The 22336-nt window shown below is 70.0% G+C and carries 21 protein-coding genes and 1 pseudogene; 8 read left to right on the forward strand and 14 right to left on the reverse strand.

The window, feature by feature from the left end; all coding sequences use genetic code 11:
• Window positions 1-31: 31 nt before the first annotated feature.
• The 5 genes from ACLHRZ_RS01090 to ACLHRZ_RS01110 form a co-directional block, all read right to left on the reverse strand.
• Window positions 32-991 (reverse strand): 3-oxoacyl-ACP synthase III family protein, encoded by a 960-nt coding sequence (locus tag ACLHRZ_RS01090; RefSeq protein WP_490416247.1) that lies wholly within the window; start codon window positions 989-991, stop codon window positions 32-34.
• Window positions 992-1047: 56 nt separating this feature from the next.
• Window positions 1048-2187: an acyl-CoA dehydrogenase gene (locus tag ACLHRZ_RS01095; protein WP_490416248.1), complete on the reverse strand. Its 1140-nt coding sequence runs from the start codon at window positions 2185-2187 to the stop codon at window positions 1048-1050.
• 191 nt (window positions 2188-2378) lie between these two features.
• Window positions 2379-3386: an aldo/keto reductase gene (locus ACLHRZ_RS01100; RefSeq protein ID WP_490416249.1), complete on the reverse strand. Its 1008-nt coding sequence runs from the start codon at window positions 3384-3386 to the stop codon at window positions 2379-2381.
• 11 nt (window positions 3387-3397) lie between these two features.
• Window positions 3398-4042: a nitroreductase family protein gene (locus ACLHRZ_RS01105; RefSeq protein ID WP_490416250.1), complete on the reverse strand. Its 645-nt coding sequence runs from the start codon at window positions 4040-4042 to the stop codon at window positions 3398-3400.
• A gap of 86 nt (window positions 4043-4128) precedes the next feature.
• Window positions 4129-5508 (reverse strand): aminotransferase family protein, encoded by a 1380-nt coding sequence (locus ACLHRZ_RS01110; protein WP_490416251.1) that lies wholly within the window; start codon window positions 5506-5508, stop codon window positions 4129-4131.
• A 447-nt stretch (window positions 5509-5955) separates the two neighbouring features.
• Here ACLHRZ_RS01110 and ACLHRZ_RS01115 point away from each other — a divergent pair, with 447 nt between their 5' ends.
• The 3 genes from ACLHRZ_RS01115 to ACLHRZ_RS01125 are packed head-to-tail and all read left to right on the forward strand — an operon-like array spanning window position 5956 to window position 8653.
• On the forward strand, window positions 5956-6723 hold the full coding sequence (locus ACLHRZ_RS01115) for a GNAT family N-acetyltransferase (protein ID WP_490416252.1): 768 nt from the start codon (window positions 5956-5958) through the stop codon (window positions 6721-6723).
• A complete protein-coding gene (locus tag ACLHRZ_RS01120) occupies window positions 6720-7769 on the forward strand; it encodes a threonine ammonia-lyase (RefSeq protein WP_490416253.1) in 1050 nt (349 codons plus the stop codon). The genes ACLHRZ_RS01115 and ACLHRZ_RS01120 overlap by 4 nt, the downstream gene beginning before the upstream one ends.
• A 17-nt stretch (window positions 7770-7786) precedes the next feature.
• Window positions 7787-8653, forward strand: a complete 867-nt coding sequence (locus tag ACLHRZ_RS01125) for a TauD/TfdA dioxygenase family protein (RefSeq protein WP_490416254.1) — start codon at window positions 7787-7789, stop codon at window positions 8651-8653.
• 78 nt (window positions 8654-8731) lie between these two features.
• Here the strand turns inward: ACLHRZ_RS01125 and ACLHRZ_RS01130 are convergent, their stop codons facing one another.
• Window positions 8732-9364, reverse strand: coding sequence for a DJ-1/PfpI family protein (locus ACLHRZ_RS01130; RefSeq protein WP_490416255.1), 633 nt, complete (start codon window positions 9362-9364; stop codon window positions 8732-8734).
• 301 nt (window positions 9365-9665) lie between these two features.
• Here ACLHRZ_RS01130 and ACLHRZ_RS01135 point away from each other — a divergent pair, with 301 nt between their 5' ends.
• Window positions 9666-11078 carry an amidase gene (locus ACLHRZ_RS01135; protein ID WP_490416256.1) on the forward strand — a complete coding sequence of 471 codons (1413 nt, stop codon included), beginning with the start codon at window positions 9666-9668 and terminating at the stop codon, window positions 11076-11078.
• 118 nt (window positions 11079-11196) lie between these two features.
• Window positions 11197-11730, forward strand: coding sequence for a GNAT family N-acetyltransferase (locus ACLHRZ_RS01140; RefSeq protein ID WP_490416257.1), 534 nt, complete (start codon window positions 11197-11199; stop codon window positions 11728-11730).
• Window positions 11731-11979: 249 nt separating this feature from the next.
• On the opposite strand, the gene ACLHRZ_RS01145 is transcribed toward ACLHRZ_RS01140, so the two are convergent.
• Window positions 11980-12417, reverse strand: coding sequence for a MarR family winged helix-turn-helix transcriptional regulator (locus ACLHRZ_RS01145; protein WP_490416258.1), 438 nt, complete (start codon window positions 12415-12417; stop codon window positions 11980-11982).
• Between the two features lie 275 nt (window positions 12418-12692).
• On the opposite strand from ACLHRZ_RS01145, the pseudogene ACLHRZ_RS01150 reads away from it, so the two are divergent.
• The 3 genes and pseudogenes from ACLHRZ_RS01150 to ACLHRZ_RS01160 all read left to right on the forward strand — a co-directional run.
• Window positions 12693-13193 (forward strand): annotated as a pseudogene (locus ACLHRZ_RS01150) (cysteine hydrolase family protein); the annotation flags it as partial.
• The gene (locus ACLHRZ_RS01155) at window positions 13156-13407 is read left to right on the forward strand and encodes a hypothetical protein (RefSeq protein WP_490416259.1); all 252 of its coding nucleotides are present in this window, start codon (window positions 13156-13158) and stop codon (window positions 13405-13407) included. The pseudogene ACLHRZ_RS01150 and the gene ACLHRZ_RS01155, both read left to right, overlap by 38 nt.
• Window positions 13404-14609 (forward strand): acyl-CoA dehydrogenase family protein, encoded by a 1206-nt coding sequence (locus tag ACLHRZ_RS01160; protein WP_490416260.1) that lies wholly within the window; start codon window positions 13404-13406, stop codon window positions 14607-14609. Before ACLHRZ_RS01155 ends, ACLHRZ_RS01160 begins: the two co-directional genes overlap by 4 nt.
• A 34-nt stretch (window positions 14610-14643) precedes the next feature.
• On the opposite strand, the gene ACLHRZ_RS01165 is transcribed toward ACLHRZ_RS01160, so the two are convergent.
• The 7 genes from ACLHRZ_RS01165 to ACLHRZ_RS01195 all read right to left on the reverse strand — a co-directional run bounded on the left by ACLHRZ_RS01165 (window position 14644) and on the right by ACLHRZ_RS01195 (window position 22179).
• On the reverse strand, window positions 14644-15318 hold the full coding sequence (locus tag ACLHRZ_RS01165) for a nitroreductase (protein ID WP_490416261.1): 675 nt from the start codon (window positions 15316-15318) through the stop codon (window positions 14644-14646).
• A 61-nt stretch (window positions 15319-15379) separates the two neighbouring features.
• Window positions 15380-16990 (reverse strand): MBL fold metallo-hydrolase, encoded by a 1611-nt coding sequence (locus ACLHRZ_RS01170; protein WP_490416262.1) that lies wholly within the window; start codon window positions 16988-16990, stop codon window positions 15380-15382.
• Window positions 16987-17511 carry a 3-isopropylmalate dehydratase small subunit gene (locus ACLHRZ_RS01175; protein ID WP_490416263.1) on the reverse strand — a complete coding sequence of 175 codons (525 nt, stop codon included), beginning with the start codon at window positions 17509-17511 and terminating at the stop codon, window positions 16987-16989. Before ACLHRZ_RS01175 ends, ACLHRZ_RS01170 begins: the two co-directional genes overlap by 4 nt.
• Entirely contained in the window at window positions 17508-18575 is a 1068-nt protein-coding gene (gene speB, locus ACLHRZ_RS01180) for an agmatinase (protein ID WP_490416264.1), read from the reverse strand. Before speB ends, ACLHRZ_RS01175 begins: the two co-directional genes overlap by 4 nt.
• Window positions 18572-19654, reverse strand: a complete 1083-nt coding sequence (locus ACLHRZ_RS01185) for an isocitrate/isopropylmalate dehydrogenase family protein (protein WP_490416265.1) — start codon at window positions 19652-19654, stop codon at window positions 18572-18574. Before ACLHRZ_RS01185 ends, speB begins: the two co-directional genes overlap by 4 nt.
• A gap of 6 nt (window positions 19655-19660) precedes the next feature.
• Window positions 19661-20929, reverse strand: coding sequence for a 3-isopropylmalate dehydratase large subunit (locus ACLHRZ_RS01190; RefSeq protein ID WP_490416266.1), 1269 nt, complete (start codon window positions 20927-20929; stop codon window positions 19661-19663).
• The gene (locus ACLHRZ_RS01195; RefSeq protein ID WP_490416267.1) at window positions 20926-22179 is read right to left on the reverse strand and encodes a hydroxymethylglutaryl-CoA lyase-like TIM-barrel protein; all 1254 of its coding nucleotides are present in this window, start codon (window positions 22177-22179) and stop codon (window positions 20926-20928) included. Before ACLHRZ_RS01195 ends, ACLHRZ_RS01190 begins: the two co-directional genes overlap by 4 nt.
• Between the last annotated feature and the right edge of the window lie 157 nt (window positions 22180-22336).

The following is a 22336-nucleotide window of genomic DNA, read 5'->3' on the forward strand; positions in this document are numbered from 1 at the left end:
CGTCGGCGGCCCCCACACCCATGCCCCGCGATCAGCCGCGGTACTCCATGGCCATGACCCCCCAGCTGAAGCCCAGGGCACTGGTGGCGTGCAGAACCAGGTCGCCGTGCTTGAGGCTGTCGCGGTTGATCAGGTCCCGCATCGCGATGAGGGTGTCCGCGTTGCCCAGGTGGCCCTGCCGGTCGTACAGGAACACGCTCTTGCTCGCGGGCAGGCCCAGCTGCCGCAACAGGCCTTCGTGGATGTGCCGGTTGCCGTGGGTGACCAGCATGTGGTCGACATCGGTGATCTTCCTGTCGAGCGCGTCGAGTACGTCGGCGGTGAGCTCGCCGAAGTGCTGCATGTAGGCATCGCCGAGACCGTCGCGGTAGCCATGGCGCCGCACGACCACCTTGTCGCCCTCGTGGACTCCGGTGTAGTAGTCGCACCAACTCGGTTCGGTGACCATGCGCGAGCCGAGCACCTCGGCCAGCGGGGCGGACGCCGACAGGAGGATCGCTCCGCCCGCGTCCCCGTTGTTGAACAGCTCCTTGGCCGCGGGTTCGCCGTAGTCCAGCAGCGTGCTGGTCCGGTCGCCGATCAGGACGAGCGCGTACGCGTCGTGGCTCGACGCGATCGTGGCACAGGCGTACTGCACCGCGGCCGTCACGGCGTTGCAGTAGTTCGCCAGCTCGAAGCAGAACGCGCCCTCGATCCCGAGTTCACGGGCCACCCGGGCCGCCGGTGACCAGAACGGGGTCTCCCAATGGCCCGAGCCGGCGTAGATCACCGTGCGGATGGCGGACGGCGGGGCACCGGTTCGTCCCAGCACCGTCCGGGCGGCGCGCAGGGCCAGTTCCCACTCCCGCTCGCCCGCTGCGAGCACCGGAATGCTGTCGCACGTGGTGACGGCGCGGATGTCCTCCTCCGACAGGCCGGACTTCGCGGCCATCTCCTTGACGGTGATCCGGGCCGACGGCAACACGATGTCGAAATCGACGATCCCCGCCATTGCCCACCTCTCCCTCTGTGTACGTGGTCTTCTCCTGGGCGCGGCGCGGTGGCCTGCTAGGAGAAGAGCAGTGGCTTCCCGGTGTAGTAGTCGACGACCGCTTCGCTCATGCTCATGCGGGACGGAGGGTGGAAGACGACGGCCTGCGCGGCGGAAGCCAGGTAGGCGATCTTCGGCGAGGTGATGAAGGCCATCCCGCCCAGCATCTCCACCGCCTGGGCGACGGCCCTGGTGACGATGGGCTGCGCCGAGAAGCGGATGAACAGGGAGGCCGCCGCGCAGTCGTTGCCGAGGTCGTCGTCCATGATCCTGCGGGCGACGCCCTCCACCAGAGACGCCGCGGATTCGATGAGGAGGCACAGCCCGGCGCGTTCTTCGGCCGATCCTCGCTTATTGCGCAGGACGAGATCGACAAGCGCGCTGGCCACCCCGGTGTACGTGGCGGCGACGATCATCTGGAACCAGATCACACCGGCTTCGTTGAGCGCGTCCAGCTTCTCGGAGGCATTGGCCGGCGCACGCAGAATGTGCTCCTCTTCAGCGAACACGTCGGTGAGGCGCACCTCGTGGCTCTCGGCGGCGACCAGCGGAAACGTCGACCAGAAGTCGTGGACGGAGATGCCCGGCGTATCGGCGGGGAGTACCAGCAGACCCATCGCGGTCTCGCCGTCGTGCCCGCGCAACGCGACGCTCGCGGTGAGGAGGTCCATCGAACGCGAAAGGCTGCAGGGCTTCTTGGAGCCGCTGACGAGGTAGCCGCCGGTCGTCTCACGGGCCTCGACGGTCGGGCTGAGGATGCCGTGCCCGGAACGCCCTTCCGCGTAGCCCGACGCGATGAGCGACCGGTTCTTCGCGACCACGTCGAGCACGGAGGTGCGGAGGGAGGCCCCGCTCTCGCAGAGCGGGGCCACGGAGAAGAGCATGCCGACCGAGAAGTGGTGCATGGCGGTCGCCACCGCCATGGACGGCGCGAGCGACGCCAGCGCGCGGATCGCCCTGACCGCTTCGAGCGCGGAGGCTCCGATCCCCCCGTGATCACGGGGGACGAGGAGATTGGTGCCGTTGCATTCCCGGAAGAGCGCGATGGCGGGGCTCTCCCGGGACTCCAACCGGTCGAACGGCACGCCGGACAGACGGCCGACCAGTCCGGGCAGGAGCTCTTCACAGGTGTCGTAGTCGCGTTGCAGGAATCTCACGCTCTCTCGTCCCTACTGCTAAACGGGCTTGCCGAAGTCCGGTGCGGTACCACGCCCCGTAGGGGCGCGGGGCTGCATTCGATATGCGGCTCCGCCGCGTGGGCGCGACCGGCCACGGACGGCCCGCGGCCGTCGAACTGCACTTCCAGCGGAGCGCTTGGGGCCGAGGCTGCCTCGTGCCGGGCGGCGGCTCAGTTGTCGACGAGCCGCATCAGGAAGGGCGGGTACCGATCGCCGTGGACGGCCGCGGAGGGCACCGCGGCCGCCACGGCCTGCTGCTCGTCGGGGCTCAGTTCGACGAGCGCAGCTCCCAGGTTCTCCTCCAGGTGGTCGCGGCGGGCAGTGCCCGGGATGGGCACGACGTCGTCGCCCTGCTGGTGGAGCCAGGCCAGGGCGAGCTGGGCGACCGTCAGGTCACGGCTCGCGGCCAGGGGCCTCAGGGCCTCCAGGACAGCCTGGTTGCGTGCGAGGTTGGCTGCGCTGAAGCGCGGCAGCCCGTGTCGGAAGTCCTGCGCAGGGCCGAGGTCGACGGCCGAGCCGATCCGCCCGGCCAGGAAGCCCCTTCCCAGCGGGGACGACGCGATGATGCCGATGCCCAACTCCCGGCAGACCGGCACCACTTCCGCCTCGATGCCCCGGCTCCACAGCGACCACTCGCTCTGGACCGCAGTGACGGGGTGCACGGCGTGGGCGCGCCGGATGGTGTCGGCGGAAACCTCCGACAGGCACAGATGGCGCACCTTGCCCTCGGCGACGAGTTCCGCCAGGGCGCCGAACGCCTCCTCGATCCGTTCGCCGGGAGCCGCCCAGTGCTTCACATAGAAGTCGAGGTGATCGACGCCGAGGCGGCGCAGCGAATCGTGGCAGCGCTGCCGGATGTAGGCCCGGTCACCCCGTACGCCCAGAAACTCCCCGTCCCGGTCGCGTTCCAGGCCGACCTTCGTGGAGATCAGCACGCGGTCACGCCGACCCGCGACGGCCTTGCCGAGCAGGCGCTCCCCTTCGCCCAGCCCCTGGACGTCCGCCGTGTCCAGCAGTGTGACGCCCCGGTCGATCGCCCGGTGCACGGTGGCACGGGCCTCTGCGGGGTCGGCGAGTGCGTAGAACGACGTCATGCTCAGACAGCCCAATCCCTGGGCGGGGAGGCCCAGTTCACCGAGTTTGCGTGTCGGCAGCGGTGTGCCGTCGTTCTCCTTCATGCGGCTGCCCCTCACCAGGTGTCGAGGTGGAGCACCTGCTCCAGCGGCTGGCGCGCGGCGGGCTTGAACCGCGTACCGAGCGAGTACGCCGTCGGGATCAGCGCCGCCTGGACGACACCGTCCGGCAGGCCGAGGAGTCCTGCGATCTCCTTCTCGTACATCAGGTGCAAGGTGGTCCAGGCGGTGCCCAGCCGACGCGCCCGGGCGGCGAGCATGTAGCTCCACGCGGCCTGGATGATCGACCCCCACTTGCCCGCCTCGTTGTACTCGGGAGCCTCGTTCGCGTCGAGACAGGGGATCACGAGTACGGGCACCTCACCCAAGTGGTCGCCCAAGTAGGCGACGCTGTCGCCCACGCGCTGCTGCACGGCGTGGCGTACCGGGTCCTCGGGAAACAGCGATCCGCAGGTCCCTTCCGACGACAGATACGTCTGGACCGCACGCTGGTAGTAGCGGCCGATATCGGCCCGCTGTGCCTCGTCCGTCACGACCATCCAGTGCCAGGTCTGCCGGTTGCTTCCCGAGGGGGCCTGCAAGGCGATCCGGATGCATTCCTTGACCAGTTCCAGCGGCACCGGCCGCGCCAGGTCGAGCCGTTTGCGCACGGAGCGGGTGGTGGTGAGGAGTTGGTCCGGGGTGAGGTCCAAGAGCGCCATGAGGTTCCTTCGATCTGCGGGCGGTGGATACGACGGCGTCGGCCGCGTGGAGTCTCGGCCGCTTCAGAGGCCGGCCGCTTCGGGCTTCACCCCTGGGACCGGACCCGGCCGTCGGGCTCGACGCGGGCGAGGACCGAGTACAGTCCGTCGGCCAGTTCGTCCGCCGCTGTGCGGTCCAGCACCAGAGGGGGGTTGATCAGGAGGGACCGCGGGTTGCCGCGCAGGATGATGCCGGCGTCCTCCCGCAGTGCCTGGGCCACCGGGGCCGTCCCGCTGGGCAGTTGGGTCCGTGCCGTCTTGTCCGCGACGAGTTCGATGCCCATCATCAGGCCGATCTGTCGTACATCGCCCACGACGGGCAGGTCGCGGAGCGCCGCCAGCCGGTCCGCCAGGTAGCCGCCCATCGCCGTCGCGTTGTCGAGCAGTTTCTCCCGCTCGATGAGGTCCAGGTTGGCCAGCGCGACTGCGCAGGCGGTGGGATGCCCGGTGTAGGTGAACCCGATGGGGAAGCCGGTGGAGGCGGTCACTGCGGCCGCGACCTCCTCGGTGACGAGCACCGCACCGTGCGGCACGTACCCGGAGGTGATGCCCTTCGCCGTGACCAGTAGGTCCGGCCGCACCCCGAAGTGTTCGGCGGCGAACCAGTGCCCGGTCCGTCCGTAGGCGGTGACCACCTCGTCGAATATCAGCAGGATGCCGTGGGAGCGCAGCAGTTCGGCGACCCGGGGCCAGTAGTCCGGCGGCGGGACGACCGCTCCCCCGACGCTCATGACCGGCTCACCGATCATCGCCGCGATCCGGTCCGGCCCTATCCGTTCGATGCTCTCCCGCAGCTCGCGCAGGCAGAACTCGGTGACGTCCTCGCCGCCGTACGCGGCGGTCTGATACGGGTCGGGAGCCGTGAGGTGGTGTACGTGCGGAAGTTGGGGGCCGAAGCCCTCGTGGTACACGGGCAGCCCCGAGACGCTTCCGGCTCCGTACGCGATGCCGTGATAGGCCGTCTTGCGCGACAGGATCCACGTCCGCTCGGGCTGTTGCCTCCGGTAGTGGAAGAACCGGGCCATGCGCAGGGCGATCTCGTTGCCCTCCGCTCCCCCGCTGGTGAAGAACACCCGGTCCAGACCGGCGGGTGCGAGATCGGCCAGCCGTACGGCCAGCTCGATGGCCTTGTCGTTGCTCATGGTCTCCCAGAGATGGAAACACTCCAGTGTGCCCATCTGAGCGGCGGCCGCTTGCACGATCTCGCCCCGCCCGTGCCCCACCTGCACCATGCCGAGCACGGCCGTGGCGTCCAGGTACTGGTTTCCCTCACTGTCGCGGACGTAGCACCCACGGCCCTCGACAATGACGGTGCGGTCCGTGCGGCTGCTCGGGAGATTGGGGTGAACGAGCCGGTCGCGGTCGGACCGGACCCACTGGGCCGTCCTGTCCGTACCGGGGGTCGGTACCGCCGAGGATGTGGGCATGGGGCAAGCTCCTTTGCGGATGGCGCGGTTGGCACGGACGGCCCTTCGTCACACCGCTGTCCGCGGCGCGTCGACGCCTGCGGAAGGACGTCCCCATCGGAGGATGCGCGGGTACACGCAGCGACGGTGAACGGCTGCCGCATGACGGGCAGTGTTGCCGCCGGGGGTTGCATCCCACGGGCACGGGACGCGAGCGGAACGTCAAGCGACATGCAAGGCGGGGTAATACGCGGGGGCCTTCACTCCGCTCGCCGGACTCGCCGTCTGCCGCCGGTGATCACGTCCCGATCATGGCTGATTCCGTGCTGTTGTTACCGCGTGACCATGCCCCACGCTGAATCCCTGCGTCGGAGGCCTACCGCTTTCCGCCATAAATCGACGTACTTCGTACATAATTCCCGGCCATTCGGATCTGCGTCAGACAGCGCGAGAAAGGCGGACCGCACGGTGCTGGACAAGTTGACGGCCGAGGACTACGCAAGGCTCGAGCCGCTGTTCGGGCCCTCGTACCCCAACTCGGCCTTCGTGCATGCGGTCCTGCACGAGCGAATACCCGGGCGCGCATGGGCGCGTGTCGAACAGGGCACACCGGTGGCCTGTCTCGTCGCCACGGGCTCCCCGCTCTGCTTCGCGGCGGGATCGCTGGACTTCGAGTTCTTCGAGGAGGCCCGTGCCCTCCTGACGGGGCACAGCCCGGGGCAGGGCCCCGTCCAGCTCGTCCACCCCGACGAGCCGGGACTCGGTGAACTGGCGGAAAAGGCGGGCTTCAGCCCCGCACGACGGATCCAATTCGGCCAGCCGGACGGAGAGTGGCGCCCGCCGATCGTGGAGTGCCCCACCGGGTTCGAGCTGGGGCGCATCGACGCCGAGACCTTCGACAGCCTCGAATCGCCCATGGCCAGAAGCATCTTCGGCCATGGCGCCGACCACGTCGCGCACCACGTGGGCTTCTGCCTGCGCAAGGACGGCCGGGTCGCGGCCGACGCCCACGGGGTGGTCGGCGGGAACCTCATCGAGCTGGGCGTCTTCACCCGGCCGGAACACCGCCGCCGGGGACTCCCCCTGGCCATGGTGGCCGAGGTCAGCCGCTGGGGCGCGGAACGCGGCCTGCGCACCGTCGCCACCTGCTACGAGAGCAAGCAGCCGAGCCTGATCATCGTCGAACGACTCGGCCTGGTCGAGGAGTTCCGCTACCCGGTTGCGGAGCTGGTGTGACCGAGCCGGCCGACACCACCCTGGACGACGGCGCTCCCGGGATCACCCCCGCCAACGTGGCACGGGTGCACGGGCTGATCCGTCCGTACATCCGGCACACCCCGCTGCTGCGGTCGAAGGCGGAGGGCCCCGCCGACCTCTACCTCAAGTGCGAGAACCTCCAGACCACCGACTCCTTCAAGATCCGGGGGGCGTTGAGCGCCCTCCTCGCCTACCGCGCCTTCCGGCCCGACGTGTGGCGGCGCATCGAGGACCACGGCGTGGTGACGTGCAGTTCGGGCAATTTCGCCCAGGGCCTCGCCCACGCCACCGCCGAACTCGACCTCGCCTACTCGGTCGTGGTGCCGGAGACCATCCGCCCGGCCAAGCTGGAGCGGATCACCCGCTTCAACCCCATGGCGCGGATCGTCCGGGCCCCCTACGACGCCTGGCGCCGGACCATGGTCACCTCCGTCTGCGCCGAGCTGCCCGGGTACTTCGTCTCGTCGGAGAGCGACCCCTACTGCTCGCTCGGCGCCGCCACCATGGGGGCCGAGATCCTCGACGACCTCCCGGACGTCGACGCCGTGCTCGTGCCCTACGGCGGCGGGAACCTCGCCTACAGCCTGGCCTCGTTCTTCCGGGCGGCAGGCCGCGACATCCGGGTCTACGCGGTGGAGGTCAGCACGGGCGCTCCCCTGACCGCGTCGCTGCGGGCCGGCCGGCCCACGGACGTGCCGTACGAGGCGTCGTTCGTGGACGGCATCGGCGCCGCCTTCGTCATACCCGCACAATTCCACCGGGTCAAGGACAAGCTGGCCGGCGTCTTCAGCATGACGCCCCAGGAGATCGCCGACGCGCTCGCCGGCCTGGCGTTCACCGACAAGATCGTCTGCGAGGGCGCAGGTGCCGCGGCCTACGCCGCAGCGACGAAGTACGCCACGGCCCACGGCTGGCACCGGCCCTGCGCCGTCGTCAGCGGCGGCGTGATCGACCGCGAAGTGCTGCTGCACACACTCGCCTCGGCCGCCGGCCTCCTGCCCGCCCCGGCGGGACAGCCGTCCTGAACAGCACAAGGAGAGACATGAACACTGCACCCCCCGCCATCGAACCGGTCAGCCCCGCCCTCGGGGCGAAGGTGCTCGGCCTCGACCTGTCGCAGGAGCTCTCGGACGAGGCGTGGCAGACGGTCCGGGACGCCTTCCACGAGCACTGCGTCCTGGTCTTCCCGGGCCAGGACTTCACCGTCGAGCAGCAGAAGAAGTTCGCGGGACGCTTCGGTGACCTGCTCCAGCACACCCATCTGCCGTTCATGACGGTGGAGGGCCACCCCGAGTGCATGGTCCTCCACAACAACGAGCAGAAGCCGCCGGGGCTCAACTACTGGCACACCGACAACAGCGGCTGGGCCGAACCCCCGCTCGGCACCGCCCTCTACGCCAAGGTCACCCCCAGGATCGGGGGCGACACCCTCTACTCCAGCATGTACAAGGCGTTCGACACGCTCTCCCAGCCCATGCAGGAGATGCTGCTCCAGCTCACGGCGACGCACGACACCCGCAAGGCGTTCGGCGCCGACTACGCCAATCTGCAGCGCTCGTTGAAGAAGCAGGGCATCGACCCCGACGAACACTTCGCCCACCACGAGCCGGTGGAACACCCGCTGGTGCGCACCCACCCGGAGACCGGCAAGCGGGCCCTCTACATCTCGTCGCCGTACGTGACCCGGATCAACGGGCTGACGGAGACCGAGAGCCGCGCGATCCTGGAGTTCCTCTACCACCACATCGAGACCAACGAGCTGATCTACCGCCACCGTTGGGCCACGGGCGATCTCGTGGTCTGGGACAACCGCTGCACCCAGCACCTCGCGGTGGCCGACTACTTCCCGCACGAGCGGCTCATGCACCGCATGAACATCGCCGGGGAGAAGCCGTTCCTCACGCGGTGACCCACGCCGTGGCCGGCCGGGCCCGCGGGCCGGAGGCGGTGTCGGCGTGCGGTCTTCCTCCCGCGCCCGGGGCGTCCGTCATGCTCGGCGCCAGACCGTGCCCCGCAGCTCGTACTCCAGCAGGGTCTCCAGCTGCACGGCCACGTCGGAGCCGACCTCGCGCTGTACCAGCCACAGGGCGAGGTCGATTCCCGAGGTGACGCCGCCCGACGTGATCAGCTTGCCGTCGTCGACGACCCGGGCGTCCTTCGCCAGACCGCCGGCGTCGGCCAGCGCTTTCTTGGCCGAGTGGTGTGTCGTGCAGGGACGCCTCTCGGTGATCCCGGCCGCGGACAGGAGCATGGCTCCGGTGCACACGGAGGCGATCGTGGCCCCCTGGTGCGCGGCAGACTTCAGGGTGTCCGGCATGACCTTGTGATCGATCTCGGCCGTCACCCCGGGACCCGTTATCCCGGGGTGCCAACCACCGCCGGGCACGAGGATGATGTCGGCATCCTTCGGCTTGAACACCGATGCCACTTCGATCTTCGTGCCGTAGGCGGTCGTGACGGTCCGGGCCTTGTCCAGCACCACGTACGTCACGTGGGCAGCGTCCTCATGGCCTGGTATGTACTTCACCCCCGAGAAGACCTCGAACGGACCGGTGAAGTCCTGGTCCTCGGCCCCGTCGAACAACACGATCTGCACCCGCAGCGGGGATTTGCGGCTCATTCGTCTTCTCCTCTTTCGGGGACATCGCCGAACCACATCCACAGATGCCTGCGACTCTTCCACCGCCCCTTCGCGCACGAAAAGGCCGCCCCGCACAATCCGGCCTCGCCCGGCTCCGCCCCTCGTAGCGGGAGATGCTCCCGGCTGTCGTTGTCACTGCAGGTGCCTGAACGCGCGGCACGCCACGCCCTTCACATGGGCGAATTCGCGCCGGGCCACCGGCTTCCGGCGCCCGGAGCACCCGCACGGTGGTGGGATGTGGACGTCAGAGAAGTTGACCAAGCGAGAGGGGCGAAGCGTCATGCCGGACAAGGACCTGGTCTTCAGGACGGCCCGTGAACTCGTGCTGCTGATGGTGACCCGGCAGGTCTCCGCGCGGGAGGTTCTCGAAGCCCACCTCGATCAGATCGAGCGGGTGGATCCGGCGGTCAACGCCGTGGTGACCCGCGTGCCGGAGCACGCGCAGGAGATGGCGGCGCGGGCGGACGCGTCGATCGCCCGCGGGGTGCCGCTGGGTCCCCTGCACGGTCTGCCGGTCGTGCACAAGGACCTCGCCGCGACCAAAGGCATCCGCACCACACAGGGTTCGGTGATCTTCCGGGACGACGTGCCCGTCCACAACACGCTGGTGGTCCAGCGCCTGGTCGACGCCGGGGCGGTGAGCATGGGCAAGACCAACACCCCCGAGTTCGGCACGGGTTCGCAGACCTACAACCAGGTGTTCGGGGCCACCAGGAACCCGTACGACACCGGCCTGACCTGTGGGGGCTCCAGCGGCGGCGCGGCCGTGGCGCTGGCCTGTCGCATGGCGCCGATCGCGGACGGCTCCGACATGGCCGGCTCGCTGCGCAATCCGGCGTCGTTCTGCAACGTGGTCGGGCTCCGGCCGTCCATCGGCCGGGTGCCGCTGTGGCCGTCGCCCCAGACCCACTTCACGCTCGGGACGTACGGCGCGATGGCGCGGACGGTCGGCGACGTCGCGCTGCAGATGCAGGTCATCGCCCGTCCCGACGACCGCGCCGCGCTCAACGCACCCGCCGTCGACTTCGCCCAGCCGCTGGAGTGGGATCCGGCCGGGACCCGGGTCGCCTGGTCCACCACGCTCGACGGGCTGCCCGTTGACTCACGGATCACCGACACGCTCGCACCGGCCATGCAGGTCCTGGAGGACCTGGGCTGTCATGTCGAGGAGCGCGAACCGGACTTCACCGGCGCCGACGAATCCTTCTCGATCCTGCGCGCCGCCCACTACCGGCAGGCGTTCGGGCAGTTCTGCAAGGAACAGCCCGAGAACATCGGAGACGAGACGGCCTGGGAGATCGAGCAGGGGCTCAAGCTCACGGTCGACGACCTGGGAGGAGCGGAACTGCTGCGCTCACAAGTGTACGACCGGATGCACGCGTTCTTCGACGACTTCCGCTTCCTGATCGCCCCGGTCACGCAACTGCCGCCGTTCGACGTGAACGAGCACTGGCCGAAGTGGGTTGCCGGGGTGCAGCAGACCTACTACCGGGAGTGGATGCGGATCTGCTCACGCGTCACGCTCGCCGGTCTCCCGGCGATCTCGGTGCCCTTCGGCTTCACGCCCCAAGGACTTCCCACCGGCCTGCAGATCATCGGCCGGCAGGGGGACGACCTGGGGGTGCTGCGGATGGCCGCCGCGTTGGAGGCCGCGACCGGTACGTGGCAGCAGCAGCCGCGGATCGCACGGTAGGCGTTCGTCTGCCCGGGGGCGGCACAATGTGACCGCTGCATCGCGTGTGACCTGGAACGGGACTGCGGGGCTGCCGTGGCACGACAGCACGGTCGCCCGTGAGAGGAGCGTTGCTGTCATGACAGTCGGCGCGCCGGGCGGCGAGGTCGTGCTCGAGACGAGTCGCCTGCTGCTCAGACCTTGGCGGGTGGCCGAGGCTGTCGTCCAGCGCGAGCTGTGGACCGAACGTGATCCACGCGTGCCGCCGCACCGCCGGATCGACGCGGACGGACACCCCACGGTCGCGGAGCTCGAGGATTCGATCCGCACCAACCGGCTGTGGTCGACCGGGCTGCTGGCGGTCGAGCGGAAGGCCTCTCGTGACGTCATCGGCTACTGCGGGCTGATCGACAGCGGGCGAGGGCCGGCGGGGGAACCGGAACTGGCATTCGAGCTGCTGCGTCGAGTCTGGCGTCAGGGATACGCGACCGAGGCCTCGTTGGCGGTTCTGGACTGGGCGAGATCGTCTGGGTACGAACGTCTGTGGGCCACGGTCTGGGACTGGAACACCGCTTCTCGCCGTGTGCTGGCCAAGGTCGGGTTCACCGAGACCGAGCGGAAGGAAGTGGACGCGGTGCACGGGACCACCCTGTTCACCACGAGACGGCTCTGACACACCCGACATTTGGCCTTGCGGACGGCTCCGTGCACGGCTGGCAGGCGGCAGGTGTCCGTCCTGTGGGCCCGGAAGTACGGGGGAAGCTCGCCTTCGGGACCGACCTGGTGTTCAGCGGCGGCAAGACCCACCGCCAGATCGAAATGCTCGTCCGCCTCTCCACCCACTTCGGCTTCAGCCCGACTGAGAGGCCGTGGCCGTGGCCGTGCGGGAGTCGGCGCCACACTCTCAGGTCACGCCACAGGCTCAGAGGGTTTCGGCGAGGCGCTTGAGCAACGGCGCCGCCTCGATCAGCTTGTCCCTCTCTGCAGGCGTGAAGTGCTCGGCAAGGGCTTCGGAGAGTTGCCGGTCTCGGGCGTAGCGCCTGCGCCGCAGGACCTCGACTCCGGCCTTGGTCAGGGAAACGGTGATCCGCCTGCGGTCGTCGGGATCGGGCCGGCGCTCGACGAGGCCCCGGCTCTCCAGCGCTCCGAGTGTCGTCGCCATCGCCTGCGGGGTGATCTGCTCGGAGCGCGCCAGATCCGCCGCGGTGCTCGAACCTCCCCGTGCGAGCCGCCCCATTGCCGAGCGTTCGGGCAGCGAGAGCTCGCCCGGGCCCGGTGCCTGGTGCAGGCGGCGAGCGAGCAGGCTGACGCCGTCATAGAGCGCATCGGCCATGTCGTCGGGGTTCGCGCGTCGGGCCATGAGCAGAGCCTAGAGGGCGACAAACCGATCCAACAACCCATGTTGACAACCCAAGTTCACCAAATTGGATTGACAATCCAGGTTGGCAATTTTACGCTCGCCTCCTGGTACTCGGCCTCTCCGCAAGGAGGATGGAATGCCGCTCACCGCAGTGGACGAAGTCGCCGCGCTCATCGTGTTCGACCAGCAGCGGCTCAACCAGTACGAGCTCGGGCGCGGTCTGCCGACCGAGCTCGTCGTCCCGCTCCCCGATGTGATCGCCCGCACGGCCAGCCGCCGCCGCGTTCCGCGACCGCGGCTGGCCTGTCGTATACGCCAAGGTGCCCAACGCACACGGCATCAAGCGGCTGAAGAAGGGGGAAAACCTTGGAGGCCGCATCGACCGGGGCTACACCATGTCGCCGGGCGTACCCGACGACTTCGACGACATCGTGCCCGAACTCGCCCCGGAACCCGGTGACCTCGTGATCACCAAGCCGATGTGGGATCCGTTCATCGGCACGTCGCTCGACTACGACCTGCGCCAGCACGCTGTCACACAGATCTACGTCACCGGCCTGATGACCAGCATCGGCGTCGAGTCCGCCGCACGCAGCGGCTGGAACCTCGGATACAACATGGTCCTCGTCACCGACGCCATGACCGACTTCGACGAGTCCGCACACCGCCACAGCATCGAGAAGATCTTCCCGCGCATCGGCGAGAACACCACGACCGGCGAGGTACTCGGCGCCGTTCGTGCCGGTCACCACCGCGACCCGGCCGGAAAGCCGTAAGTCCACGTCGACCGCCCATGACCTGGTCGCGGTCGCCCCGCGGCTGTGCGCCGGGCCCGCACTCCCGCCACCGCTGCGCACCTATCCTCTGCCCGGACCCGCCCCGGCCGTTCCGGCCGTCCTGGCATGGCACGCCCGCCACGACCGGGACGGCGCGCACCGGTGGATACGCACCCTGATCGCCGACACTCTCACCGCCCTGGAGTCCCCATGACGTCGAGCACGAGGAACCCCGCCACGGACGCCGATCCGGCCTCCTTGCCCGAACGGGCCGCCGCCCTGGTCCCGTTGCTCCGGGCCAATGCCGTGCGTACCGAGAAGGACCGGAGGGTTGCCGAGGAGAACATCGCGGCGCTCGACGAGGCCGGCCTGTTGCACATCACCGTTCCCCGGCGGCTCGGTGGCCGGCAGGCGAGCATACGCGCCCTCGTCGAGGCGAGTGCGGAACTCGGCCGCGGCTGCGGATCCACCGCCTGGACCGCCAGTTTGATCAACATCTCCGGCTGGCTCATCGGCCTGTACCCGGAACGCGCGCAGCGCGAGGTCTACCAGGCGAATCCCCGTGCCCGTGCCTGTTCGGCCCTTCCTCCTCACGGGACGAGCAGGCCGGCCGACGGGGGACAAATCGTCAGCGGACGGTGGGACTTCGTGTCCGGCTGTCTCCACGCCGACTGGGCGCTGCTGGGCATGGCGGTCACCGGCGATTCCGGTGAGCGGCCGGCCCAAGGGCTGGCGCTGGTCCCGATGGACCGGCTGAGGATCGAGGACACCTGGCACGTGGCCGGGATATGCGGTACCGGGAGCAACACGGTCGTCGCCGACGACGTGTTCGTCCCCCGGCACCGCATCCTGTCGGTGACCGAGGCGCTCCAGGGCGCGTATCCGACCGAGTTCGAGGACGAGGCCCTGTACCGCGCGGCGCTCGTCCCGACGCTCTCCCTGTCCCTCGTCGGCCCGCAGCTGGGCCTGGCCCGCGGCGGGATGGAGCTGGTGCTGGCCTCGCTCGCGAAGGGGCGCGGCATTTCGCACACCTTCTACGAGCAGGCACAGCTGGCGCCCTCCACGCAGATGCAACTCGCCGAGGCCGCCCAGCTGATCGATACCGCCGCCCTGCACCTGATGCGCGCGGCGGACGACGTCGACACCTGGGCGGCGAGCGGCCGGAGCATGCCCCTCCTCGACCGGGCCCGGGTGCGTATGGACACCGCCACCGTCGCCCGCCGCTCACGCGAAGCGCTCGACATCCTGCTCAGTATCGAAGGCGCGAAGAGCTTCGCCGAGGGGAACCCGTTGCAGCGCGTCTGGCGGGATCAGGAGACCGGGAGCCGGCATGCGATGCTCAACCACTCCGTCACGACCGAGATGTACGGCCGGGCCCTCCTCGGCGTCGAGGAGCAGGTCACCCCGCTGATCTGACCGTGATCCGGCTGATCGACGAGGGCGGGCCCGCTCACTTGTGGAATCTCGTGGTCTCGGCCAGCGGTGCGCGGGGGACGGCCGGTATGGCGTCCAGGGCCCCCGGCTCCGGGTAGCCGAAGGAGATTCCGAACAGCAGCTTGTCGGTCGACGGGCCGAGGACGGAGCGTACCGCGTCGGCGTAGAGCCCGAGCACGCCCTGCGGGCAGCTGGCGATGCCGTGGGCCGTCATGGCGAGCATGAGGGTCTGCGCGTAGATGCCGAGGTCGGCCGCCATGCGCTCGTCCGCGTCGGGGGGTACGGAGAGCAGCGCGACGTGCGGCGCGCCGTAGAAGCGCAGTCCCGCGAGGAACGCCCGGCGTCGGCCGGCACGGTCGTCGCGTGCAACCCCCAGTGCTGCGTGGGTGATCGCTCCGGCTTCGGAGCAGCGTTCCGCGGCGGTGCCCGTGTAGCGGTGCACCGGGAAGTCGGGGGTCTGTTTCCCCGCCTCGGCGGCCTGGACCAGTGCATCGCCGAGGCGTTCACGGGTGCCGGCGCTGACGACGTCGACCGACCAGGGCTGGGTGTTCCCGTTCGACGGGGCGGCGGTCGCCAGGTCGAATATCGCGACGAGCACTGCGTCCGGTACGGGATCGGGCCGGTAGGCGCGGACCGCGCGCCGACCGCGAATGAGCCGCTCGGCCACCAGAGATGGCTCGAGTGATGTCACGCCCACTCCCTCCTGCGGGTGCGTTCCACTGATCGGTTTCCACGGCGGTGCAGGGTCGTTCTCACCAGGGCAGGTCGCACGAACCGTGCAGGCGCCGTGCCTCGATTCCCCGGGCGCGGCAGGCCGTCACGAACCGCTCGGCGGCCAGCACGGGTACGGCGGTCTCGTGGTAGGTCGTCGTCGTCAGGTACCACACCCACGGTTCGTGGCCCATGGCGTAGACGTAGGCCCGGCTGCATCCCATGGCCTCGGCGAGTGCCACCGCGCCGAGGTCGTCGTTGCCGTTCAGGCGCCGGCGCGCGGCGATCTCGCGGTCGGGCGTGGTGGTGAACAGGGGTCCGTAGAGCCAGGTCAGTGGGGCTCCTTCGCACTCCATGCCCAGGAAGAGCACGTCGACCTCGCCGATGGCGCGCCGCACATGTGCGTATGCCTCGGGGTCCACGGTGGAGGTGTCGGCGGCGAAGAGCACGGTCTTCCCGTCCGTCTCCAGCCTCCATGCCGACTTCGCCGAGATGCCGAGGTCGCCGTGCTCGCCGAAGAAGGGCACGGCCGTGATCCGGCCCACCGGGGTCTCGATCTCCTGCAGTTCACCGAGCTCGGTCACCCGGGGGAATCCCGCGGCCTCCAGTGCCAGTCTCAGTGACGGATCCTGCAGTGAGCCCGAGTCCGAGCGGGGCACGACGATCGTTCCGATCCGGGTGCGCAGGCGCAGGAGCGTCTCCAGCACCAGGTGGTCCTGGTGCGCATGTGTGATCAGGACGTGGTCGATGTGGTCGGGGAGGTCGCCGTCGGCGAGGCGAGGTCCGGCGCCCGGGAACACCGGCGGGAGCAGTGGGTCCACCAGGACCGAGCCCTGGTCGTTCTCGGCCAGGACACAGGCGTGTCCGAGGTAGCGGATGCGAGGTGTCCCGGCCGGCTCTTTTCTCGCGGTCGTCGTGGAGGGCTCCGTCGCGGTGAAGTACGGCGCGAGCGTCGCCGCGGCGTCGGGAGTGAGCTCCAGGGCTTCGGCCACCTCGCCGAGGGGCCTCGGTGAGCGCATGGTCGAGAACATGACGTCGATGCCGGGGTGGCGGAAGGCGACGGGCAGCACGGTCCGGTCGTCGGCGTCGAGACGGGGTGTGGAAAGGACGAAGGGGCGGCGGTCGGTCCGGAGGGGCGACAGTGCGAGGGACTGGCCGTCGGGCGCGGCGTATTCGCTGCGGTACAGCAGTGCCTCGATCAGCCGGAACGAGGCGTTGTCCTGCAGGTCGTAGACCAGTTCCACATATCCTTTCAGCGGCTCCGGCACCAGGGGGTAGAGCTGCTCGAGCGGCGCACCGGGGGCTGCGTTCGCGAGCAGGTCCTGCAATACGTCCACCGCGGCGTCGAGTTGGAGCAGCCGCGCCGCCCGTCGCCGGGTGGCCTGGATCAGGGCGCCGACGTCCGCCGAGCGGTCCCCGCCGAGGTCCATGAAGGGGCCTCCGGCCAGGGCCGGGGTCCGGGCCGATTGCTGGTGCACCGCCGGTGATGCCAGGTAGGAGGTCATGATCGGCAGGTGGCGACGGGCGATGTTGCGTGCCGCCGTGGCGGGCGAGAGCAGATGGGACCAGGCGTACCAGCGGTCGACGAGGGGTTCGGCGACGACATCGGGGCGCAGCGAGACGGGCTGGAGCGCATCCGGCGGCGCGCTCATCGTCCGCCCCTTCGCCGGCCCGACCGGACGCGGCCGAGGGTGTACGGGGTCAGGCCGCCGACGTCGACGATGCCCTGGAGGGGCCCGAGGTCGGCGAACTCCAGCTGTCGGTCCGCGCAGGTGACGACCCGGCGGGTGAGGTCCACGGTGACGGGTTCGCCGGTGACCGACTCGTCGAAGCCGTGGTCGAGGGCGACGGGGAACAGCAGGCCCATGTTGACGCAGTTGCGGAAGAAGATGTTGCCGAAGGACTTGGCGACCACTACGCGGGCGCCGGCGTGGTACAGCGCCTGGGGCGCGGTCTCACGGCTGGAGCCGCAGCCGAACTCCGTCCCGGCGAAGATCACTGTGTACGGTGAACGGCCGGTCTGCGGGTCGACGAACGGGGTGTCGGCCGGGTAGTCGACGAGTGCGATCCGGGCGAGCTGCTCCGGTCCTTCGTAGGGCTCGAAGCGGCCCGGACTCATCACGTCGGTGTCCACGAAGTCGCCCACTCCGTAGGCGAGACCGCTGAGAATCACGACGGCATCCCTCCGTCCTCGGCCGGCGCCGCAGCGCGGCGCCTCCATGCCATCCCCGACAGCACTTCCAGTACGACCCTGTTCGCGAGGAAGGCCGTGATCTCGCCCGGCCCGTCGTAGGGCGGTGAGAGTTCGACGATCTCCGCGCCGACGAGGTCCGTGCGCTGGGCGCAGGTCCGTGCCGCGTCGAGGAGTTCGCGGCTGGTCAGCCCGCCCGGTTCGGGCGTGCCGGTTCCCGGGGCCATGCCCGGGTCGACGACGTCGATGTCGATCGTCAGGTATGTGGGTCCGTGCCCGAGCCGGCCGAGGACCTCGTCCAGGCAGGCGTCGAGGCCGCGCGAGCGCAGCTCGTGCATCGTGACCGACCGCACGCCCAGTTCGGCCGCCCATGCGAGGGTGCGCGGTCCGGGCCAGTACCCGCGCAGTCCGATCTGGGCGAAGCGGTCGCCCGGTACGGTGCCGGACTCCAGCAACCGGCGCATGACGGTGCCGTGGCCGTACTTCGATCCGAAGTCGCTGGTGTCGCCGATGTCGGCATGGGCGTCGAAGTGGATCACCGAGAACGTCCCGGCACCGCGCCGGCCGGCGATTCCCCGCATGGTCGGCCAGGCGACGCTGTGGTCTCCGCCCAGCGTGAGGGGGACGGCTTCCGCGTCCACGACGTCGCTCACCGCGCGTTCGAGGAGTTGGTGGGCCCGCTCGGTCTCGCCCGGCGGGGTGGGCACGTCTCCCGCGTCCACGACGGTGAGCTCGGTGAACGGGTCGATCCCGAGGCCCAGGTGGGGCCGGTACGGGACGTGGGGCAGGTAGTCGGTCCGGCGGATGGCCTGGGGGCCGAACCGCGTTCCCGGCCGGTGGGACGTGGTTCCGTCGAAGGGCGCTCCGAGGATCACGACGTCGGCGCCCGCGTACCCGGCGGGGCTCTGTTCGCACCGCGGCAGTCCGAGGAACGAGGTCTCCGGGCCGAACACCCCGCGGTAGTCGGCCTGGCGGACCGCGTCGTCGTAGTCCTGCGGGGCGTCCTCCGCGGGTCGGTGCGACCCGCCGGACGTGGGTGGGGTCATCGCGTTGCCTCCTCTGCCACCACGGCGTCGAATGCGTCGCGGACCGCGGCGCCCAACTCGTCGGTGGTGCACGGCCCGTTCCCGGGGCCGGCGATGTCGGGGGTGCGCCACGACTCGACGGCCCGGGCGACGGCGTCGGCCAGGAAGTCGGCCCAGCGTGGAGCGTCGAAGGTGTGGCGCAGCATCAGTTCCACGGAGCCGATCGTCCCGAGCGGGTTGGCGCGCCCGGTGCCGGCGATGTCGGGGGCTGTGCCGCCGACCGGCTCGTAGAGCGCGAATCCGGTGGGGCTCAGGGTCGCCGAGGGGAGGAGTCCCAGTGATCCCAGCACTGCGCCGGTGATCTCGGAGAGCAGGTCGCCGAACAGGTTGCTGGTGACGATGACGTCGAAGTCCGCCGGGCGCAGGACGAGTTCCATCGCCATGGTGTCGGCGTACATGTCCTGGACCTCGACGTGCGGGTGGGCCGGGCGCTCTTCGGCGAGGATGTCCAGCCACAGTCCGAAGACGTCGGGGATGGCGTTCGCCTTGTGCACCAGGGTGAGGTGGCGGCGGCGGGATTCGGCGTGCTGGAAGGCGCAGCGCACGATGCGGCGGATCTCGTCCTCGCGGTAGTACATCTCCTGACCGGCCCAGCGTCGTCCGGCGTCGGTCCCCGTGCGGCGGCGCCCGTAGTAGACGTCCGACACGAGTTCGCGCACGATCAGCAGGTCGACGCCTTCGAGGCGCTCCGGTCTGAGGGGCGAGACGGTGCGCAGTGCCGGGAGCGGGCGGGCGGGGCGGAGGTTGGCGAACAGGTCGTAGCGGCTGCGGAGTTCGCCGATCGGTTCGTCGGCCGTCGCGCCGAACAGGACTGCGCCGTGCGGTGTCGCCGCGGCCTCGTCGAGTGCGTCGCGCACCGGGTCGGGCAGCCACTGTCCGGTGCGCTCGTAGGCCGGGCGTCCGACGGCGTGTTCGCTGATCGTGGCGTCCAGTCCGGCCCGGTCCAGGACGTGTTCGAGGATGTCGCGCGCGACGTGTACGACTTCGGGTCCGATCCCCTCGCCGGGGAGGACGAGTACCGTGGGTGCTGTGGTCGCCATCCTGGTCTACTCCGTGATCCGGCCGGCGAGCGCACTCCGCGCGGCGACGATGGGCGAGGCCAGGTAGACGAACGACTTGGGGTTGCCCATGCGGCCGCGGAAGTTGCGGTTGGTGGTGGACAGGCAGACCTCGCCGTCGCCGGTGACCCCGCCGTGCGCGCCGTAACAGGCCTTGCAGCCGGGCGACTCGATCACGGCCCCGGCCTCGAGCAGCGTCGCCGTCACGCCGGAGAGGATCAGCCGGCGGTAGATCCCCATGGTGGCGGGCACGATCATGAGCCGGACCCCGGGTGCCACGTGTTTGCCCGCCAGTTCGGCGGCGGCCACCTCGATGTCGTCGTACTTCGCGCCGGTGCAGGATCCGATGTAGACCTGGTCGACCCGGATGCGGTCGGCCATCGCCTCGTCGATCGAGCGTACGTTGTCCGGCCGGTGCGGGTAGGCGACGGCGGGGCGCAGGCTCTCGGCGCGGTAGGCGAGGCGCCGTTCGACCGGGGCGCCGGGGTCGCTGGTCACCGGTTCGTGGTCGACGGTCCGTGGCCGTGCGGCCAGGTAGTCGGCGGCGGCGGGCGACAGGGCCATGATCCCGTTGACCGCTCCGGCCTCCACGACCATGTTGCACAGCGTCATGCGCTCCTCGACGGACATCGCGTCGACCGTGGAGCCGCAGAACTCGATCGACCGGCCCGAGGCGCCCCCCATGCCGAGGTCGCCGATCAGGGTCAGGATCACGTCCTTCGCCAGTACGCCCGGGGCGAGTTCGCCCTCGATCCGGACCTCGATGGTCTCGGGGACGCGGAACCACAGGTCGCCGGTGTAGAAGGCGTTCACCATGTCGATCATGCCGACGCCGGAGCCGAAGGCGTTGAACGCCCCGTAGGTCACCGAGTGGGAGTCCGTGCCGAGCACCACCGTGCCGGGCTGGACGAGCCCTTCGTCGCACATCATCACGTGGCAGATGCCGTAGTTCTCCCCGTACGGGTAGTAGTGCGTGATGCCCTGCTCGGTGGCGAACCGTGCCATGCTCGCGGCCAGCCGCCGCGACTCGGCGTCCTTGGCCGGCACGAGGTGGTCCTCGAAGAGGGCGATCCGGTCGGGGTCCCACACGGTCGCGTCCGGGCCGAACGCGTCGTGGAACTCGTGGCGGAGGCCCTCGCACACCGGGTCGTGGGTGAAGGCCATGTCGATGCCGACCTCGACGATCTCCCCGGCGGCCACGTGGTCCCGGCCCGCCGCCCGGGCGAGGATCTTGTGGGTCATGGTCTGCGGGATCATGCCGGTTCACCTCCGGCCTCGAACAGTGCGCGGATCTCCGACGGTTCGAGCCATCGGTCCCGCGACCGTGCCCGGTCCAGCACCGCGTCGACGTTCTTCTTGTCGGCCGGAGCTCCGATCGAGGCGAGGGCCTCGCGGGCGGCGGCCCGTCCGCTCGCCGGGCCGACCATGATCGACTGTTGTCGTCCGAGCACGGCGGCGGGCACGCCGGAGAACACCAGGTCCTCCGTCTCACGTCCCCATCGGCGGGCCTTGACCAGGGCCGCGACGTGTGTCCCCGTGCACGTGGCGAAGGCCTGATCGCCGATCAGGGGGGCGTTCCGCCGTACAGGGGTGCCCGTCGCCTCCGCGAGCCGCCGGCAGTGACCGGGGATCCGGTCCAGCCGGTAGCCCTTGTGCCCGGCCTGGTACAGGTACATCACGACCTGTTCGAGGGGGGTGTTGCCCGCGCGCTCGCCCAGGCCGAGGAACGCGCCGCTGATCGCATCCGCCCCGGCCTCGGCGGCGGCGAGGGCGTTCGCCAGGGCGAGGCCGCGGTCGTCGTGGCCGTGCCACCAGATCTGCACCTCGCCGGCGCGGTCGAGGGCCGGTGTGCGATCGGCCACGGCGCGCTGGACGGCCGTGCGTACCGCTCGCACGATGCGTGCGGCGCCCTCGGGTGTCGACTCTCCCACCGTGTCGCAGACGGTGAGCACCTCGGCCCCCACACCGACCGCCGCATGGACCATCTGTTCGAGTTCTTCGGGCGGTGTGCGCGTGGCGTCCTCGAGGCTGACGCCGAACCTCGTGTCTCCGTCGCGAGCGGCCGCCCCGGCCGACGTGATGCGGTCGAGAACGCTGCCGAGGGTCCAGCCCTCGACCCGTCGTCGCAGTGGGCTGCAGCCGACGAAGAAGTCGGCCCACACATCCCGGTCGGTGCCCCGGTTGAGCTCGGCGATCGGAGCGATGCTCGCCGGGTCCGCCAGCGCCAGGAAGCGCGGGACCATCGGGATGCCGCAGCGGTCGAGGTGCTCGACGAGGTGCCCCGCCTCCGCGCGGGCACCCGGTGAGCTGGAGGGGAAGCCGAGCATGGCCGCCTCGACCCCGATCGCCGCGGAGGACTCCAGGAGCGCCTTCTTCTCGTCGAGGCCGGGGTGGCGCACGAAGGCGCCCTGCAACCCGTCCCGCAGGCTGTCGTCCTCGATCCCCACATGATCGAGGCCACCCGGGCGCGGGTTCCAGGTGAATACTTCACCGGTACTTCCAGACACCGCTCCACCCCTTATCCAGAGGAGCCGGACGGCCTGGCCGGAATCGGCCCGGCCGGAACGAACAAAAACAACCGGTCAAACGGTCTACCAGACCCGAAGCCCGCGGCACCAGAGGGCGCAAAGTGAACTCGACGCACCGTCTAAACACTTGCTAAGC

This window comes from Streptomyces sp. AM25 (assembly GCF_058146165.1).